This window comes from Streptomyces sp. NEAU-sy36 (genome assembly GCF_013423905.1).
Classification (GTDB): domain Bacteria; phylum Actinomycetota; class Actinomycetes; order Streptomycetales; family Streptomycetaceae; genus Streptomyces; species Streptomyces misionensis.
Genome location: NZ_CP058977.1, coordinates 3,005,483 through 3,022,036, shown reverse-complemented (window position 1 = coordinate 3,022,036; position 16,554 = coordinate 3,005,483). Strand labels below are relative to the sequence as shown.

The 16,554-nt window shown below is 74.3% G+C and carries 14 protein-coding genes; 5 read left to right on the top strand and 9 right to left on the bottom strand.

Translation table 11 applies throughout. The features are described 5' to 3' along the window. Nucleotides 1-80 precede the first annotated feature (80 nt). Nucleotides 81-1,574: a hypothetical protein gene (locus HZZ00_RS13825; RefSeq protein WP_180332463.1), complete on the bottom strand. Its 1,494-nt coding sequence runs from the start codon at nt 1,572-1,574 to the stop codon at nt 81-83. 247 nt (nt 1,575-1,821) lie between these two features. Between HZZ00_RS13825 and HZZ00_RS13820 the strand changes: the two genes are divergently transcribed. Further along, complete coding sequence (locus HZZ00_RS13820) at nt 1,822-2,967, top strand: aminoglycoside phosphotransferase family protein (protein ID WP_180332462.1); 1,146 nt, start codon at nt 1,822-1,824, stop codon at nt 2,965-2,967. A 266-nt stretch (nt 2,968-3,233) separates the two neighbouring features. Further along, nucleotides 3,234-5,204: an N-acetylmuramoyl-L-alanine amidase gene (locus HZZ00_RS13815; protein ID WP_180332461.1), complete on the top strand. Its 1,971-nt coding sequence runs from the start codon at nt 3,234-3,236 to the stop codon at nt 5,202-5,204. 11 nt (nt 5,205-5,215) lie between these two features. Here HZZ00_RS13815 and HZZ00_RS13810 read toward each other — a convergent pair whose 3' ends face one another. From HZZ00_RS13810 to HZZ00_RS13795, 4 genes are all read right to left on the bottom strand, one after another. Further along, nucleotides 5,216-5,713, bottom strand: a complete 498-nt coding sequence (locus HZZ00_RS13810) for a hypothetical protein (RefSeq protein WP_070026621.1) — start codon at nt 5,711-5,713, stop codon at nt 5,216-5,218. 175 nt (nt 5,714-5,888) lie between these two features. Further along, a complete protein-coding gene (locus HZZ00_RS13805; RefSeq protein ID WP_180332460.1) occupies nt 5,889-6,788 on the bottom strand; it encodes a universal stress protein in 900 nt (299 codons plus the stop codon). A gap of 163 nt (nt 6,789-6,951) precedes the next feature. Continuing rightward, on the bottom strand, nt 6,952-7,194 hold the full coding sequence (locus HZZ00_RS13800) for a DUF397 domain-containing protein (RefSeq protein ID WP_180332459.1): 243 nt from the start codon (nt 7,192-7,194) through the stop codon (nt 6,952-6,954). Between the two features lie 155 nt (nt 7,195-7,349). Further along, nucleotides 7,350-8,243, bottom strand: coding sequence for an alpha/beta fold hydrolase (locus HZZ00_RS13795; RefSeq protein ID WP_180332458.1), 894 nt, complete (start codon nt 8,241-8,243; stop codon nt 7,350-7,352). Nucleotides 8,244-8,440: 197 nt separating this feature from the next. Here HZZ00_RS13795 and paaK point away from each other — a divergent pair, with 197 nt between their 5' ends. Next, on the top strand, nt 8,441-9,751 hold the full coding sequence (gene paaK, locus HZZ00_RS13790) for a phenylacetate--CoA ligase PaaK (RefSeq protein ID WP_180332457.1): 1,311 nt from the start codon (nt 8,441-8,443) through the stop codon (nt 9,749-9,751). Between the two features lie 21 nt (nt 9,752-9,772). Here the strand turns inward: paaK and HZZ00_RS13785 are convergent, their stop codons facing one another. Next, nucleotides 9,773-11,272, bottom strand: a complete 1,500-nt coding sequence (locus tag HZZ00_RS13785; protein ID WP_180332456.1) for an acyl-CoA synthetase — start codon at nt 11,270-11,272, stop codon at nt 9,773-9,775. A gap of 142 nt (nt 11,273-11,414) precedes the next feature. Continuing rightward, on the bottom strand, nt 11,415-12,980 hold the full coding sequence (locus HZZ00_RS13780) for an NAD(P)/FAD-dependent oxidoreductase (RefSeq protein WP_180332455.1): 1,566 nt from the start codon (nt 12,978-12,980) through the stop codon (nt 11,415-11,417). Between the two features lie 229 nt (nt 12,981-13,209). Between HZZ00_RS13780 and HZZ00_RS13775 the strand changes: the two genes are divergently transcribed. After that, nucleotides 13,210-14,133 carry a PfkB family carbohydrate kinase gene (locus HZZ00_RS13775; protein WP_180332454.1) on the top strand — a complete coding sequence of 308 codons (924 nt, stop codon included), beginning with the start codon at nt 13,210-13,212 and terminating at the stop codon, nt 14,131-14,133. A 94-nt stretch (nt 14,134-14,227) separates the two neighbouring features. Here HZZ00_RS13775 and HZZ00_RS13770 read toward each other — a convergent pair whose 3' ends face one another. Beyond that, nucleotides 14,228-15,520: a PP2C family protein-serine/threonine phosphatase gene (locus HZZ00_RS13770; RefSeq protein ID WP_257585780.1), complete on the bottom strand. Its 1,293-nt coding sequence runs from the start codon at nt 15,518-15,520 to the stop codon at nt 14,228-14,230. A 202-nt stretch (nt 15,521-15,722) separates the two neighbouring features. Here HZZ00_RS13770 and HZZ00_RS13765 point away from each other — a divergent pair, with 202 nt between their 5' ends. After that, nucleotides 15,723-16,037 (top strand): hypothetical protein, encoded by a 315-nt coding sequence (locus HZZ00_RS13765; RefSeq protein WP_180332452.1) that lies wholly within the window; start codon nt 15,723-15,725, stop codon nt 16,035-16,037. Between the two features lie 109 nt (nt 16,038-16,146). Here the strand turns inward: HZZ00_RS13765 and HZZ00_RS13760 are convergent, their stop codons facing one another. After that, nucleotides 16,147-16,521, bottom strand: a complete 375-nt coding sequence (locus tag HZZ00_RS13760) for a ferredoxin (protein ID WP_180332451.1) — start codon at nt 16,519-16,521, stop codon at nt 16,147-16,149. Nucleotides 16,522-16,554 lie beyond the last annotated feature (33 nt).

Sequence of the window (16,554 nt, the reverse complement as noted above, 5' to 3'; positions counted from 1 at the left end):
CCGTGTCGGCCGGGTGAGCCGCCCCTGAGGGCGCACGGGCGTACTGGTCCGTTCCTCGGCGCGCCGGACACGCCATGCCCCTACGCCTGGGCGCGGTTCTGGCTCTTCGTCCTCGGCTTGGGCAGGGCGAGCCTGATCTCCTCCCGCAGTTCGTGGATCTTCGGGTAGCCCGCGTACTCCGCGGTGAGCCGGTACATCTGACGCAACCGGTCCCAGGTGCGGCGGGAGGAGTTCGCCCCCATCGACATCAGGGCGAGGCGCGCGTAGCGGTCGGCCTGCTCCGGGTCGTCGGCGAGGAAGCAGGCCGAGGCCATGGAGAGGTGGTCGAAGATCTTCGAGCGCTCCCGGCCGTCGACGCGCAGCGCCAGGGCCTTGTCCGCGTAGTGCTGGGCGTGCACCGCCGCGTCCGGGTCGAACTCCGCCAGGGTGCGGTAGGCCAGGGCCTGCATGCCGTACAGGTCCTCGGCCTTGAAGGTCTGCATCCAGTCCAGCGGCTCGCCGTCGCCCCGGTCGGCGACGAACATGTCCTCCGCCTGTCCGAGGGTGCGGCGCATCGCCTGGCCCTTGCCCATGGACGCCTGTGCCCAGGCCTCGATGGTGTGGAACATCGCCTTGGTGCGCGGCTGGAGGCGGTCGCCCGCGCCGGACTGGGCGAGCTTCATCAGGTCCAGGGCGTCGTCCGGCCGGCCCAGGTGGACCATCTGGCGGGCCGCGCGGGACAGCGCCTCGCCGGCGCGCGGCCGGTCACCGCCCTCCCGGGCGGCGTGCGCCGCGATGACGAAGTACTTCTGGGCGGTGGGCTCCAGGCCGACGTCGTGCGACATCCAGCCCGCGAGGACCGCGAGGTTGGCGGCGACGCCCCACAGGCGCCGCTGGAGGTGGGGGGGGTGGCGGTAGGCGAGCATGCCGCCCACCTCGTTGAGCTGGCCCACCACCGCCTTGCGCTGGAGACCGCCGCCGCGGGCCGCGTCCCAGGCGCGGAACACCTCGACGGATCGCTCCAGTTCCTCGATCTCCTGAGACCCGATGGGGGCGGCCTCGTAGCGGTCGAATCCGGCGGGGTCGGGGTGCAGGGGGTCGTCGAGGGCAGGGGCGTCGGCCCTGAGGACCGGGTCGCTGTGCAGCCAGTCGTGCATGGCGCTGCTGAGTGTGGATCCCGCGGCGAGCGCGGCGCCCGCGCCCACCAAGCCGCGTCGGTTGAGCATGAGGTCCATTCCCGTGAATTCGGTGAGGACCGCGGCGGTCCGCTCGGGCGCCCACGGCACTCCGTCGGGATGTTCCTCGATCCCGTCGCCCTGCCGTTTCCCTGCCCGCCCGTGGCGCACCAGACCGAGGTCCTCGATGGTCACGACACGGCCGAGACGCTCGGTGAACAGGGCGGCCAGCACCCGCGGCACGGGATCGCGCGGGATCTCTCCCTTGTCGATCCACCGCCGGACCCGGGAGGTGTCGGTCGCCAACTGGGGGTGGCCCATGGCCGCCGCCTGTTTGTTGACCAGCCTCGCGAGTTCGCCTTTGGACCAGCCGGCCAGGCCGAACAGGTCCGAAAGGCGGGTGTTGGGTCGTCCGCTCACGTCAAGCCCCCAGGTTCTCGGCTGAGTTGACAGTAGCCGGGTGAGGGTTGCCGGGCGACTATTCGCCAGGGTTCGCCAGGGTGCGCCAGATGGTGTGCCAGGGGCCATCGGGTGTCAGGTAGGAAAGCGCCACCCCGACCCGGTCCCCCCGGGGACATTCCCCAGGGTGTGCCCGGGAGCCCGGGCCGGGCTGGCGCGAGGACCCCACAGGCAGGCACCGCAGGCAACGAAGGGATCTGTATCTCCCATGTACGCGGCAACGTCCTCCGTGTCCGCCCCGCCCAGGCCGTTGCGCCCCCGCCCGGCGGGCGGCGGGCCGTATCTCGACCCGGCGGTGCGGCCGGGCGGCCCCGTGCTGGGCGCCCCCCGGCCGCGGCGGGTACCGGGCCAGCCCGGCGCGCAACCGCTGAGCGGGAGACTCGACTTGTCCGGCCCCCAGGGCGCCCCGCTGCGCGCGGCGATCGCCGCGGTGCAGCGGATCTGCCCGGAGTTCGCGCCGGTCCAGGTCCTGCGGCGCAGCGCCCGGTCCGTGCTCTTCGTCGGTACGACGGGACGCGCCACGGCCGTCGCCAAGTGCCTGCTGGACCACTCGCCCACATGGGCGGAGCGCAGCAGGCACGAAATAGCCGTATACCGCTCGTTCGTCCGGCACCGGCCTCCGGCCCGGGTGCCCCGGCTGATCGCGGCGGATCCGGACAACTGCACCCTGGTCATCGAGCGGATGCCGGGCCGGGTGGCGGCGCTCCAGCGGCATCCGATGGAGGCGCCTCCGCGCGCGGACATCCGGGCGGCGCTCGGCGCGATCTGCCGGGTGAACGGCTGGCGCCCCCCGGCCGGCCTGTTCGACATGCCGCTGGACTACGCCGCCCGGATCTCGCGGGACCACGAGCTGGGCCTGCTCACCGACCGGGACCTCGGCGACCTGCAGAAGCTGCTGCACGGCATCGCGCACGAGGTGGGCCGCCAGGGCATGCTCCAGTTCTGCCACGGCGACGCGCTGCTGTCGAACATGCTGCTCTCCCCGGCCGGTCCGGTGCTGGTCGACTGGGAGCACGCGGGCTGGTACCTGCCGGGCTACGACCTGGCCACACTGTGGCTGGTGCTCGGCCAGGCCCCTGCGGCCCGGCGGCAGATCAGCCAGATCGCCCAGTCGGCGGGCCCCGCCTCCCGGGACGCCTTCCTGGTGAACCTGATGCTGCTGCTGACCCGGGAGATCCGCCGGTACGAGTCGGCCGTACAGCGTTCGATGCAGGACCCGGCCCCGGTGGCAGCGGGCCTCGCCCACCCGGGCGCCGTGCCGTCCGGCGAGGAGCAGCGGCTGCTGCTCAGGCGGCTGCACGACGACTGCCAGATGGCCCGCAAGGCGGTGCGTGCGGCGGTCGGCACCCGCTGACGGGAACGAGGGTCCGCGGTGCGCCGGGAGCGGCGCGCACCGCGGACCCTCCCGCTGTGCGGGTTCCGTCACCACTCCCCTTATTGGTCTACTCCACTGACGCCCCGCAGGCCCGGCCACCATCGCGGCGAAACTCGCCGAAACCCTTCGTGACGTGGGAAATCTCGGCGGTGAAGGCATCATTGACGGATCGTCGGCGAGCCGATACCACTGACCCAGCTCGGCGCCGCACGCCCCGCCACGCCCGCCCGTCACAGGAGGCCGCATTGCGAGGTTCCGCCACTGACTCACCGTCCGCCCCCGGACACAGACATCTGCGCAGGGCCGCGGTACCGCTCGCCGCGGCCGCCCTGCTGCTGCCGCTCTTCGGCGCGGCTCCCGCCCAGAGCGCCCCGGGCTCCGCCCCGGACCGGCTCCAGTCCGCGTTCGCCGCCGCGTCCACCGAGTACCACGTGCCGCAGAGCGTTCTGCTGGCCGTCTCCTACCTCCAGTCCCGCTGGGACTCCCACGGCGGCGCGCCCAGCGTCTCCGGCGGCTACGGCCCGATGCACCTCACCGACGCCCGGACCGCGATCGCCACCACCGAGCACTTCGCCGACGGCACCGAGGACGCCCGCGGCGACGACGCCCGTCCCGCCCTGGTCCCCCGGGCGACGGTGCCGGCCGACTCCGCGCTGCCGGCCCGGCTGAAGACGCTGCCCAGGGCGGCGGAGCTGACCGGCATCCCGGCCGCGAGGCTGCGCACCGACCCGGCGGCCAACGTGTCCGGCGGCGCCGCCCTGCTGGCCGCCGCGCAGCGGCAGCTGGGCGAGCCGCTCAGCGCCGACCCGGCCGACTGGTACGGCGCGGTGGCCCGCTTCTCCGGTGCCGACGACACGGCGACCGCGGCGGCGTACGCGAACGACGTGTACGACGTGCTGCGCAGCGGTGAGCGGCGCACCACGGACGCCGGCCAGCGGGTCTCCCTCACCGCCGAGCCCTCTCTCGCCCCGGACACCGCGCAGCTGGCGCGGACCGGCCTGCGCACGGCCGGGGACGACGGCGCCGAGTGCCCGAAGTCGGTGTCCTGCGAGTGGCTCCCGGCGGCGTACGCGCAGTTCGGCGACAACGACTACGGCAACCACGACCTCGGCGACCGGCCGGCCTCGCAGCGCATCAAGTACATCGTCATCCATGACACCGAGGGCGCCTGGGACGGGGTGCTGAACCTGATCCAGGACCCGACCTACGTGTCCTGGAACTACACCATCCGCTCCACCGACGGGCTGATCGCCCAGCACGTCAAGGCGAAGGACGTGGCCTGGCACGCGGGCAACTGGGACGTCAACGCCCGCTCGATCGGCATCGAGCACGAGGGCTTCCTCACCGACCCGGACGCCTGGTTCACGGAGGCGATGTACCGGTCCTCGGCGCGGCTGGTGAAGTACCTGTCCACGAGGTACGGCATCCCGCTGGACCGGCAGCACATCCTGGGCCACGACAACGTGCCCGGTCCGACGGCGTCCAGCGTCCCGGGGATGCACACCGACCCGGGGCCGTACTGGGACTGGGCGCACTACTTCCAGTTGCTCGGCCACCCGTTCAAGAAGACCGCGGGCAAGCGGGGCGGGCTGGTGACGATCCGGCCCGACTACGCCGCCAACCAGCCGGTCTACACGGGCTGCGAGACGGCGGGCGAGCCCTGCGCGGCGCACGCGTCCAGCGAGGTGCGGCTGTACTCGGACCACGACGTCGACGCGCCGCTGATCAAGGACATCGGGCTCGGGAAGGCGCCGACCACCGACGTCAACGACCTGTCCTCGCGGGTCTCCACCGGCCAGCAGTACGCGGTCGCCGACCGCTGGGGGGACTGGACGGCCATCTGGTACCTCGGGCAGAAGGCGTGGTTCCAGAACCCGGCCAAGCATCCGGCGGCGGTGCCCGCCAAGGGCCTGGTGATCACCCCGAAGGACGGGCTGGCCAGTATTCCGGTGTACGGCCGCGCCTACCCGGAGAAGGCCGCCTACCCGGCGGGGGTGCCCGTCCAGTCGGTGGTGTCCCTGCCGTACACCATCCCGGCGGGACAGAAGTACGTGGTCGGTGACGAGATGCCGGGCGAGTACTTCTACGCGGTGACCTTCACGCCCGAGTCGCACCAGGTCGTGCAGGGCAAGGACCTGTACTACGAGATCCAGTACGGCCACCGGGTCGGCTTCGTGCGCGCGGCCGACGTGACGGTGGAGAACTCGGCCGGCTAGCCGCGGGGGCCTCAGCCCTGCTGGAAAAGCTCCGCCGGGAGCGGCTTCAGCAGGGCGTAGAGGTCGTCCGTGATGGGCCGGTCCCAGGCGGCGATGGTCACGAGGACGCCGTCGCTGCGGTCGAACTGCACACAGGAGATCCGGCTCTCGGAGAGCTTGAGGCGGCGCACGATGAGCAGGTTGTCGCCCTGGAGGACCGGGGTGTCCTCGGTGCCGACGACGGTGACCTCCTCGTCGTTCTCCAGCGCCAGCAGCAGCTGGCCCACCTCGAAGGGGATCTCGCCCTCGGCGACCTCGCGGGCCGGGGAGCCCTCCGGCAGATTGCCGATGATCATCGCGGGGCCGCGCCCGCCGAAGAGGTCGTAGCGCAGGAAGACACCCTGGCAGGTGCCGTCGGGCGCGGGCAGCAGTCCCGCACCGAGATTGCCCGGCCAGTCGCCCGGGTCCATGGCCAGCACGTCGAAGTCGGGCCCGGCGGGAGTGGCACTGCGGCGGCGGAGGAACGACATGCGGCCATGGTACGTGCCCGGACCGGGGCGGGTGACCTGTGGGCGCCCGGAGGGGGGTGGGGTGCGACGGTACCGGCCGGGCGGCAAGGCGCGGCCTGTGGAGGCATGTCCGTGCCCCCGCGGTCCTCGCCGCCGCGACGCCCCGGGGCCCCGGCCGCGGCCGGCCCCGTTCCGGTCAGGCGCCCTCGGGGGCCGGCGGCAGCACCGCGACCGGGCTCGCCGCGTGGAGCAGGACGGCCTGGGTGACGGAGCCCATCATCCGGGCCGGGGCCAGCAGACGGCGGCGGTGGCGGCCGACGACGACCAGGTCGGCGTCGCGGGAGGCGGCGACGAGGCTGCCGGCCGCGTCGCCGGGGACGGCCTCGGCGTCGGCGCGGACGCTCGGGTGGCGTTCGCGGTGCGGGGCGAGGAAGCCCTCGGCCAGCGTCCGGGTCTCGTTCTCGATGGCCTCCTGGTCGGGCATGGGCGGCACCAGCTGGCCCGGCGCGGACCAGGTCTGGAGCGGCCACGGGTAGGCGGCGAGCACCTGGAGGCGGGCACCGCGCAGGGACGCCTCGGTGAAGGCGAAGGCGAGTGTCGCGTCGTCGGGGCTGTCGACGTTCAGGCCGACGACCACCCGCGGTCCGGGCTCGGCCGGGCCCTCGCCGTGCACCTCCCGGCCGGGCCGGGGTACGACGATCACCGGGCACTGCGCGTCCCGTGCGGCGGCGAGGCTGCTGGAGCCGAGCAGCAGGCTGGCGAAGCCGCCGCGCCCCCGGGAGCCGAGCACCAGCAGCTGTGCCTCGGCGCCGAGTTCGGGCAGCACCGCGCCGGGCGCGCCCTCCAGGGCGAGGTACTCCACGGCCTCGGGTGCCCGGTCGCCGAGTCCCGCGCGGGCCTCGTCGAGGACGGGGTCGGTCTCCTCCTCGGGCGGCCCGGCCACCAGGACGTCGGTCTGGCCCCAGGCGGCGTACTGGCGCACATGGACCACCCGCAGCGGCGCCGCGCGGCGCCGGGCGGCGTCCGCGGCCCACTCCAGGGCGCGCAGGCTGTCCTCGGAACCGTCGACCGCGGCGATGACCGGCTCAGTGCTCATGCTTCCTCACCTCCGGAATGCGACCCTCCCCTTGCTGGGGCCAGCCTCTCAGGCCGCGGCCCCGGCGGGGCACTCCGGATCGCGTGTCCGGGCACGCGGTGTGACCCCGGGCCCGGTGCGACGGCCTGCGCGTCCCGCGGTCCGGCCTCGCTCCGGGGGAGATTCAGGTGAGGTCGAACTCTCCCTCGCGCGCGCCGGAGACGAAGGCGCCCCACTCGGCGGGGGTGAAGATCAGGGAGGGGCTCTCCGGGCGGTCGCTGTTGCGCATCGCGATGAAGCCCTCGACGAAGGCGATCTGGACATCGCCCAGGCCGCGGCTGCTGGACCGCCAGTCGGCCTTGCTGAGGTCCAGGTCCGGCTTGTCCCAGCCCACGAGCGGCTGTTGCTGGGTGGTGCTGTCGGCCACGTCCGTGCTCCTCCCGGTGTCGTCGTGCGCGGCTCAGCCTAGCGACCGCTCCCGGTGCCCAACAGCCCACGTGGGGAGGACTTTCGGCGGACGGGGTCCGGCCCGGCACGGTGGCGGGCGGGCCCCGTCGAGAGCGTCGGCGCCGACTCGATCCGCTAGCGGGGTGCTCCGGTCCGGCCGGGCCGCTCCCCCGGCGGCCGGGTACGGGTGGAGGTGCGGTCGAGGAAGTCCGTGATCCGGTCGCGGAACGTCCGCGGATCGTCCAGCCACGGGTAGTGGCCCGCGCCGGGCTGGACGGTGACCTCGGCGTTCGGGAAGGCGGCGGCCGTGCGGCGGGCGAGGGCGGGGCGGGGGCCGCCGTCGTACTCGCCCGCGTAGACGAGGACCGGCGCGGTCAGTCCGGCGAGGGCGGCCCGGGTCGCGGCCGGGGTGAAGGCGCCGTCGGCGAAGTACCGTTCGCCGGCCTCGTCGTTGGTCTGCGCCTCCTCCGCGGCCGCGTGCGCCCGGGCGGTGCCGTCCCAGCGGCCGTAGAAGAACGGCAGGAACACGTCGTCGAAGTCCGCCTCGCCCGCGAGCCAGTGCCGGAATGCGGGGTACGCCCCGGCGAACCACGGCTCGTGGGCGCGCAGCCGGGCGGCCGCCAGCCGGTCCCGCGGGGTGGCGCGCAGGCCGAGGGCGGACGGGTTGGGGGTGATCAGGATCAGGCGCCGGATCCGGTGCGGATGGCGCGCCGCGTACAGCATCGCCGGCGCCGCGCCCGCGGAGTGGGCGAGCAGGTCCATGCGGTCCAGGGACAGGTGGTCGCGCCAGGCCTCCACGTCCGCGACCAAGCGGTCGCAGCGGTACGTCGCCGGGTCGGCCGGCACCGCGGAGCCGCCGGTGCCCCGCAGGTCCAGCAGGGCGAGCCGGCGGTGGGCGGTGAGTCCGCCCAGGTCCCCGAGGTAGGCCGAGGCGCGCATGGGACCGCCGGGGAGGACGGCGAGCGTCTCGCCGTCGCCCCGCAGGTGGTGGGCGAGCCGGGTGCCGTCGGCCGCGGTGAAGGTCGGCATGGACACGATGGTCGGGTCCCGGGGCGGTCCGCCGCAACGCGTTTACGGTGGGCGAGCCGGCGCCCCGTCCCGCGTCCGGCGCGGAAAATCCGCGCCGCCCCCTTGTCTGAAACCCCCTGGTCCTGAATTACTGGCCCCGGACAGTTCGACCGAATGATCGGTCGTCCGGAATGTGCGGTTGGTAAGGAGACGTGCCGATGGCGGATGCGAGGGATCTGCTCGACGCGGGCGAACGGCTCGGCCCCGAGGAGTTGCGGACGCTCCAGCTGGAGCGCCTGCGCGCCTCGCTGCGGCATGCGTACGAGCACGTGCCGTTCTACCGGGAGTCCTTCGACAAGGCGGGAGTCCGGCCGGAGGACTGCCGGTCGCTCGCGGACCTCGCCCGCTTCCCCTTCACCACCAAGGCGGACCTGCGGGCGAACTACCCCTACGGGATGTTCGCGGTGCCGCGGGAGCGGATCCGCCGGCTGCACGCCTCCAGCGGGACGACCGGGCTGCCCACCCTGGTCGGGTACACCGACAACGATCTGTCCATGTGGGCCGACATGGTGGCCCGCTCCATCCGGGCGGCGGGCGGACGCCCCGGTGACGTGGTGCACGTGGCCTACGGGTACGGGCTGTTCACCGGGGGGCTGGGCGCCCACTACGGGGCGGAGCGCCTGGGCTGTACGGTCGTCCCGGCGTCCGGCGGCATGACCGCCCGGCAGGTGCGGCTGATCCAGGACCTGGAACCGGCCGTGATCATGGTGACGCCCTCCTACATGCTGACGCTGCTGGACGAGTTCGAGCGCCAGGGCGTGGACCCGCGCGAGACCGCGCTGCGGGTGGGGGTCTTCGGGGCGGAGCCCTGGACCGAGCAGATGCGGCGGGAGATCGAGGAGCGGTTCGCGATCGACGCCGTCGACATCTACGGGCTGTCCGAGGTGGTCGGCCCGGGTGTGGCCCAGGAGTGCGTGGAGACCAAGGACGGGCTGACCGTCTGGGAGGACCACTTCTACCCGGAGGTGGTCGACCCGATCACCGGCGAGGTGCTGCCGGAGGGTGAGCGGGGCGAGCTGGTGTTCACCTCGCTGACCAAGGAGGCCATGCCGATCGTCCGGTACCGGACCCGGGACCTGAGCCGGCTGCTGCCCGGCACGGCCCGGGTGTTCCGGCGGATGGAGAAGATCTCGGGGCGCAGCGACGACCTGGTGATCCTGCGCGGGGTCAATCTGTTCCCCACGCAGATCGAGGAGATCGTGCTGCGCACGCCCGGGGTCGCGCCGCACTTCCAGCTGCGGCTGACCCGGGAGGGCCGCATGGACTCGCTCACCGTGCGCGCCGAGGCCCGCCCGGGCGCCACACCACAGGCGCGGGAGGCCGCCGTCCGGTCCATCGCGACCGAGGTGAAGAACGGCATCGGCGTCTCGGTGGACGTGGAGATCGTGGAACCGGAGTCGCTGGAGCGATCGGTCGGCAAAATCCGCCGCATCGTGGACCTGCGGCCGCGCGACTCCGGGCAGGGGTGAGGCCGGGCGGGCGGACCGGGCTCAGCGGCGCCCGAAGCGGTCCCGCAGATCGCGCTTGAGGATCTTCCCGCTGGCGTTGCGGGGCAGCTCGGTCACGAACACGATCCGCTTGGGCGCCTTGAAGGACGGCAGCTTCTCCCGTACGTGCGCGACGAGTTGCTCCTCCGTCACCTCCCCGCGCGGGACGACGACCGCCGTGACGGCCTCGATCCACCGTTCGTCGGGCAGGCCGATCACGGCGGCCTCCGCCACCGCCTCATGGGTGTAGAGGGCGTCCTCGACCTGGCGCGAAGCCACCAGCACGCCACCGGAGTTGATGACGTCCTTCACCCGGTCGACGATGGTGAAGCAGCCGTCGGCGTCCCGGACGGCGAGGTCGCCGGAGTGGAACCAGCCGTCGCGGAAGGCCTCTTCGGTCTCCTCGGGCTTGCCCCAGTAGCCCTCGCACAGCTGCGGCGAGCGGTAGACGATCTCGCCCGGGGTGCCGTCGGGCACCTCTTGTCCGAGTTCGTCGACCACCCGCGCCTCCACGAACAGTACGGGCCGCCCGCAGGAGTCCAGCCGGCCCTCGTGCTCGGCGGGGCCGAGCACCGTGGCGAGCGGGCCGATCTCGCTCTGCCCGAAGCAGTTGTAGAGGTCGAGGTCCGGCAGGCGCTCGCGCAGCCGCTCCAGGACGGGCACGGGCATGATGGAGGCGCCGTAGTACGCCTTGCGCAGCCCGTCGAGGTCCCGGGTGGCGAAGTCGGGCCGGTTGGCCAGGGCGATCCACACGGTGGGCGGCGCGAACAGGCTGTCCACGCGGCCGGCCTCGATCAGGTCGAACAGCAGGTCCCCGTCCGGCGCGTCCAGGATGACGTTGGTCGCGCCGACCGCGAGGCAGGGCAGCAGGAAGACGTGCAGCTGCGCCGAGTGGTACAGCGGCAGCGCGTGCGCGGGGCGGTCGCCGGGCCGCAGGTCAAGGGCGGTGATGGCGCTCAGGTACTCGTGCACCAGGGCCCGGTGCGTCATCATCGCGCCCTTGGGCAGCGCCGTCGTACCGGAGGTGTAGAGCAACTGCGCCAGGTCCTCGGCGGACGGTCCGGGGCCGTCGTAGGGCGGGGTGCCGGCGAGCCGGGCCAGGAACGAGTCGTCGCTGTCCCGTAGGGGCATCACCCGTGCGCCGGTCGGGAGTCGTCCGGTGAGGCCGGGGTCGGCGAGCACCAGGGCGCTGCCGGACTGGCCGACGATGTAGGCCAGGTCGTCGCCGGTGAGGTGGTGGTTGACCGGGACGTGGACCAGTCCGGCGCGGGCGCAGCCGAGGAAGGCGATCAGATAGGCGTCGGAGTTGTGGCCGTAGGCGCCGACCCGGTCGCCGGGGGTGAGGCCCTCGGCGAGCAGCAGCGCGGCCGCGCGGGAGACCGCGTCGTCCAGTTCCCCGTACGTCCAGCTCCGCGTGCCGTACTCCACCGCGACCCGCGTGGGGGTGCGGCGGGCGCTGCGCCGCAGCATCGCGTCGACCGTGCTGCCGTTTCCGTGCCTCATGACCGCCGATCCTCGGTGCGCCGGGCGGCCGGGTCAAGGAGCGTGACAGGGGCGGACCGGGCTTGCCGGGCCCGCCCCTGCCCGTGAGGGTCGCGCGGCCGCCGTCCGCGGGGCCCGCCACTGCCGGCGCGCCGTCACACCGTCAGTTCTCCCGCTCCAGCACCGCCATCGCCGCGTTGTGCCCGGGTACGCCGCTCACCCCGCCCCCGCGCACGGCGCCCGCGCCGCACAGCAGGACGCGCGGGTGCGCGGTCTCCACGCCCCAACGGCCCGTGTGTTCCTGGGCGTAGGGCCAGGACAGCGCGCGGTGGAAGATGTTGCCGCCGGGCAGCCGCAGGTCCCGTTCCAGGTCGAGCGGGGTCTTCGCCTCGATGCAGGGGCGGCCGTCGGCGTCGGTGGCCAGGCAGTCGGCGAGGGGTTCGGCGAGGTGGGCGTCGAGCTGGGCGAGGGTGGCCGCCAGCAGACGCTCGCGGACCGCGTCGTTGTCCTCGGCGAAGAGCCGGGCCGGGGTGTGCAGCCCGAACAGGGTGAGGGTCTGGTAGCCGGCCGCGGCGAGTCCGGGACCGAGGATGGTGGGGTCGGTCAGGGAGTGGCAGTAGATCTCGGAGGGCGGTGCGGCGGGGAGTTCGCCGGCGGCGGCCTGGGCGTGCGCGGTGGCCAGCTGGCCGTATCCCTCGGCGATGTGGAAGGTGCCGGAGAAGGCTTCGCGGGGGTCGACGGCCGGATCGCGGAGCCTGGGCAGCCGGGTGAGCAGCATGTTGACCTTGAGCTGGGCGCCCTCGGCGGGCTCGGGGGGCGCCTCGCCGGTGAGGGCGGCCAGTTCCCGCGGGGAGGCGCCCACCAGGACGTGCCGGGCGGCCGCGACGCCTTCGCCGTCGGCGGTGCGGTAGGCGACCTCGGCGCCGTCGGCGCCGGTGTCGATGCGGACCGCCTCGTGCCCGGTCGCGAGCACCGCGCCGGCCGCCCGGGCCGCCGTCGCGAGGGCGTCGGTGAGGGCGCCCATGCCGCCCACGGGCACGTCCCAGGCGCCGGTGCCGCCGCCGATGACGTGGTAGAGGAAGCAGCGGTTCTGGGCCAGGGAGGGGTCGTGGGCGTCGGCGAAGGTGCCGATCAGGGCGTCGGTGAGCGCCACGCCCCGGACCAGGTCGTCCTCGAAGTGCTCCTCCACCGCGGCACCGATCGGCTCCTCGAACAGGGCCCGCCAGGCGGTCTCGTCGTCGATTCGGCGGCGCAGTTCGTCCCGGGTGGGCAGGGGCTCGGTGAGGGTCGGGAAGACGCGCCGGGCGACGTGGCCGGTCATGCCGTAGAAGCGCTGCCAGGCGGCGTATTCGCGCTCCCCGCCGGTCAGCCGGGCGAAGGCCGCCCGGGTGCGCTCCTCGCCGCCGCCGACCAGCAGTCCGGTGGGCCGGCCCGCGCGTTCGACGGGCGTGTACGAGGAGATGGTGCGGGTGCGGACGCGGAAGTCCAGGCCGAGGTCGGTGACGATCTTCGGCGGCAGCAGGCTGACCAGGTAGGAGTAGCGCGACAGGCGGGCGTCCACCCCGGTGAACGGCCGGGTGGAGACGGCGGCCCCGCCGGTGTGGCCGAGCCGCTCCAGCACCAGCACCGAGCGCCCGGCCCGGGCCAGGTAGGCGGCGGCGACCAGGCCGTTGTGGCCGCCGCCCACGATGACGGCGTCGTACGCGCGGGTTCCCTCGTCTGCGGGCATGGTCCTTCGTAACACGCGCTGATCCACGGCGGCCAGAGGCGGTCCTGCCCGCGTGCCGGTCCGCAGCCGCGCGCCGGACACCGGCCGAGGCCCGTGGCAACTTGCCGAAAATTTCAGCAAGTTCTTGCCAGCGGTGCGGGTGGCTGCTTGACTCACCACCCCGGTCGACCTGGCACCCGGCCGGAGCCGCGCGCGCGGTCACCCGACCCGAGAGGAACGAGCCGACCACATGACCACCGAGACCGACGTACTCGTTCTGGGCGGCGCGGGCGTGGACACCGTCGTCCACGTCCCCGAGCTGCCGCTCCCCTACGCCGACAGCTACATGATCCGGCCGGGCATCGTGACCCGTGCCGGACAGAGCGGAGACTTCGTCGCGCTCGGTGTGCGCGCCCTGGGCCTGCGCACCCACCACATCGACCTGCTCGGCGCCGACCCCGAGGGCGACCTGGTGCGCGCGCTGCACCGGGACCGGGGCATCCCGTTCACCGCGGTGCCCTCGGCCGCGGGCACCAAGCGCGCGGTCAACCTGGTCGGCCCGGACGGGCGGCGGCTGTCCCTGTACGACGACACCCGCGCGCAGGAGTCCGACCGGCTGCCCGAGGACACCCTGCGCACCCTGGCCGCCGCGAGCCGGCACGCCCATGTGGTGATCACCCACCCGTGCGCGCACGCCCTGCCGGTGCTGCGCGAGGCCGGGCCGACCATCTCGACGGACCTGCACGACTGGGACGGCGTCAACCCGTACCACGAGCCGTTCGCGCTCGGCGCGGACCTGGTCTTCCTGTCGACCACCGCGCTGGCCGACCACGAGCGCACCATGCGGGACATCGCGGCGCGCGGCCGGGCCCGGATCGTGGTGGCCACCGCCGGGGCCGAGGGCGCGTACCTGCTGGCGGACGGCGACCTCACCCATGTGCCCGCGGTGGCTCCGCCCGCGCCCGTCGTGGACTCCAACGGCGCGGGCGACGCCTTCGCCGCCGCGTTCCTGCTGGGCTGGCTGGAGGGCGCTGACCCGCTGCTCTGCGCGCGTTACGGTGCCGTCGCGGGCGCCCACGCGTGCACCGTGCCCTCGACCCGGGCCGACGCCATCGGGCGCGACGAACTCCTCGCCCGCTGCGCGGAGCCGGACGCCGACAAGGTGGCCGGATGAACCCTGACGCCTGACCGGCAGGACGCGGTCGCGCCCGCCGGCGCGGCAGCGGGCCGTGTCCCCGCCGCCCGTGCGACTGCCCCGGCGGGACGCCTCACGGGACGCGCAGCGCCAGCACCGCCACGTCGTCGTGCTGGACATCGCTCATCCGGCCCAGGAGTTCGTCACGGAAGACGGGCAGCGGCTCACCGGCCAGCGCGGCCGCGTGCTGACGCAACCGGGTCAGACCGCGGCCGATGTCCTCGCCGGGCCGCTCGACCAGGCCGTCGGTGTACAGCAGCAGTGTGGAGCCGCGCGGGAGGACGACGCTCGCCGTCTCGCGGGGCAGTTCCGGGTCGACACCCAGGATGGGGGCGTGGCCTTCCTCCAGCAGCGCGGTGTGGCCGTCGGGCCGGGCCAGCAGCGGCGGGAGGTGGCCGGCGTTGGTCCAGGTCAGCCGCCACGGCCCGGCGGGGGGTGTCTCGATGCGGGCGATGACGGCCGTGACCAGCTCGATGCCGGTCAGGCCCTGCATCACCCGGTCCAGGCGGCACATGACCCCCGCCGGGTCGTCGCCCCTGTCGTAGGCGAGGGCGCGCAGCATGTTGCGCAGTTGCCCCATGCGGACGGCGGCCGCCAGATCGTGGCCGACGACGTCCCCGATGGCGAGGACGGCCGAGCCGTCGGGCAGCGGGAAGGCGTCGTACCAGTCACCGCCCACCTCGGCCCGCTCCCGGGCGGCCAGATAGCTGGTGGCGAGCTGGAGGTGGGCGAGGCCGGTCAGGTCGGGCAGCAGGGACAGCTGGAGCTGTTCGGCGGTGTGCTCCTGCATGGCGTAAAGGCGCGCGTTGTCCAGCGCGAGGGCCGCGCGGTGGCCCAGGTCGGCGGCGAGTGCCTGCTCCTGCTCGTCGAACGGGGTCTCGGCACGGCGGACGAAGGTGAGCGCGCCCAGTTCCTGGCGCCGCACCCGCATGGGCACGATCAGCGCGCTGCGGGCGCCGAGGGTGCGGTACAGGGACCACTGCGCGGAGCGGAGCGGATCGTTCGGGTCGGTCGTGCCGAAGTCGGTCACCAGCACGGGTCCCGCTCCGCGCAGCACCTTCGCGAGGGCGCAGGCCGAGTCGTCCGGTCCGGGGAGGACGCCGCCGGGCAGTAGCCGCAGCGCGCGGTCGGAGTCCCGGTCCGTGACCGTGAGCCGGCGCACGCCTTCGCCCTCGACCACGTCGACGACGCAGGCGTCGGCGAGCTGCGGGACCACGAGCCGGGCGAGGCGGCGCAGCGACTCCTCCGCGTCCAGCCCCGACGCCAGTGCGCGGCTCACGTCGGCGAGCAGCCGCAGCCGGGCGGCGGCCACCTCCGACGGCAGCTCCCCGGGGTTCGCTGCCGGAGGCGGCGGCTCCTGCCTCATCACTCTCCTCCCGCACCGGAGGACCGGTCGCGCGCCCCGTGACCGCGTCCTCTACGCAGATTCCATCACCACCGACGGCCGTCAGCGCGGCGCGCGGGCCGGGTGGCTGACCGCGGCGGGCGGCCCCGCCGTTTCGACGGCACGGTCCGACCACGCGCGCCCACGCATCGCCGCCCGTGGTCGCGGCGCGGTGCCGACCCGGATGCGCGAACCGGCCGCCCGCATCGACGCCTTCGTTCGCACCGAACTCCGGCTCGCCGCCCAGGGCGCGCACCGCCCCGCGAAGGCGCTCATGCGGGCCGACCTGCCGCCCGAGTGCGTGGCCCGGGTCCATGAACTCCACCACCGGCGCCCCGCCCCCTTCCAGGCGGCGATCGCCGCCATGACGGGCGAGGGCTCCGAGCTGACCAGCCAGCTCGCCGAGGGATCGTGCGGGCAGCCATCACCGCCATCGCAGAGGGGGCCGACCCGGACCGGGTCGCCGACCGCGCCCTCGCCCTGCTGCGCCACGGTCTGACCACGCCGGCCGGCGAGCGGTCCGACGGTCCCGGGCAGCCGCTCACTGAGCGCCGCGGCCGGTCCGGCAGGCGGCCGGCCCGGGTCCCGGGGACCGGCCCGCGTCGGGATCAGGCCAGCGTCTCCAGGAAGTCGGAGCACGCCGCGGCACACGCCCGGCAGGCCGCCGCGGCGGATTCCGCGCCGGGGTGGTCCTCGAAAGCGTCGGCACATTCGAGACAGATCCGGCGGCACCAGTCGACGCGGCCGCGCAGGCCCTCCTCGTCCTGGTGGTTCTCCTCGCACAGCAGCCGGCAGGTGGTGTCGCACACCTCGGCGCACATGATGCCGAGCCTGCGCACCCGCTCGTGACTCTCGGGGCCGCCCGGGTCGACCAGGCTCACCCGCACCGAGCAGGCCCGGGCACACTCCGTGCACGCCTGGGCACAGGTGAAGCGGTCCTCAAGGAACCGGTAGAGCTGCTGCTGCGAGGTCTGCGGGGTCACGCCGTGCGGGTAGCCCCGGCGACGGACGGGAAA

Bases quoted from the DNA above. Each gene is read 5' to 3' on its own strand.
- HZZ00_RS13820 (WP_180332462.1), top strand. From the start codon at position 1,822: ATGTACGCGGCAACGTCCTCCGTGTCCGCCCCGCCCAGGCCGTTGCGC.
- HZZ00_RS13810 (WP_070026621.1), bottom strand. From the start codon at position 5,713: ATGTCGTTCCTCCGCCGCCGCAGTGCCACTCCCGCCGGGCCCGACTTC.
- HZZ00_RS13805 (WP_180332460.1), bottom strand. From the start codon at position 6,788: ATGAGCACTGAGCCGGTCATCGCCGCGGTCGACGGTTCCGAGGACAGC.
- HZZ00_RS13795 (WP_180332458.1), bottom strand. From the start codon at position 8,243: ATGCCGACCTTCACCGCGGCCGACGGCACCCGGCTCGCCCACCACCTG.
- paaK (WP_180332457.1), top strand. From the start codon at position 8,441: ATGGCGGATGCGAGGGATCTGCTCGACGCGGGCGAACGGCTCGGCCCC.
- HZZ00_RS13785 (WP_180332456.1), bottom strand. From the start codon at position 11,272: ATGAGGCACGGAAACGGCAGCACGGTCGACGCGATGCTGCGGCGCAGC.
- HZZ00_RS13780 (WP_180332455.1), bottom strand. From the start codon at position 12,980: ATGCCCGCAGACGAGGGAACCCGCGCGTACGACGCCGTCATCGTGGGC.
- HZZ00_RS13775 (WP_180332454.1), top strand. From the start codon at position 13,210: ATGACCACCGAGACCGACGTACTCGTTCTGGGCGGCGCGGGCGTGGAC.
- HZZ00_RS13770 (WP_257585780.1), bottom strand. From the start codon at position 15,520: ATGAGGCAGGAGCCGCCGCCTCCGGCAGCGAACCCCGGGGAGCTGCCG.
- HZZ00_RS13765 (WP_180332452.1), top strand. From the start codon at position 15,723: ATGCGCGAACCGGCCGCCCGCATCGACGCCTTCGTTCGCACCGAACTC.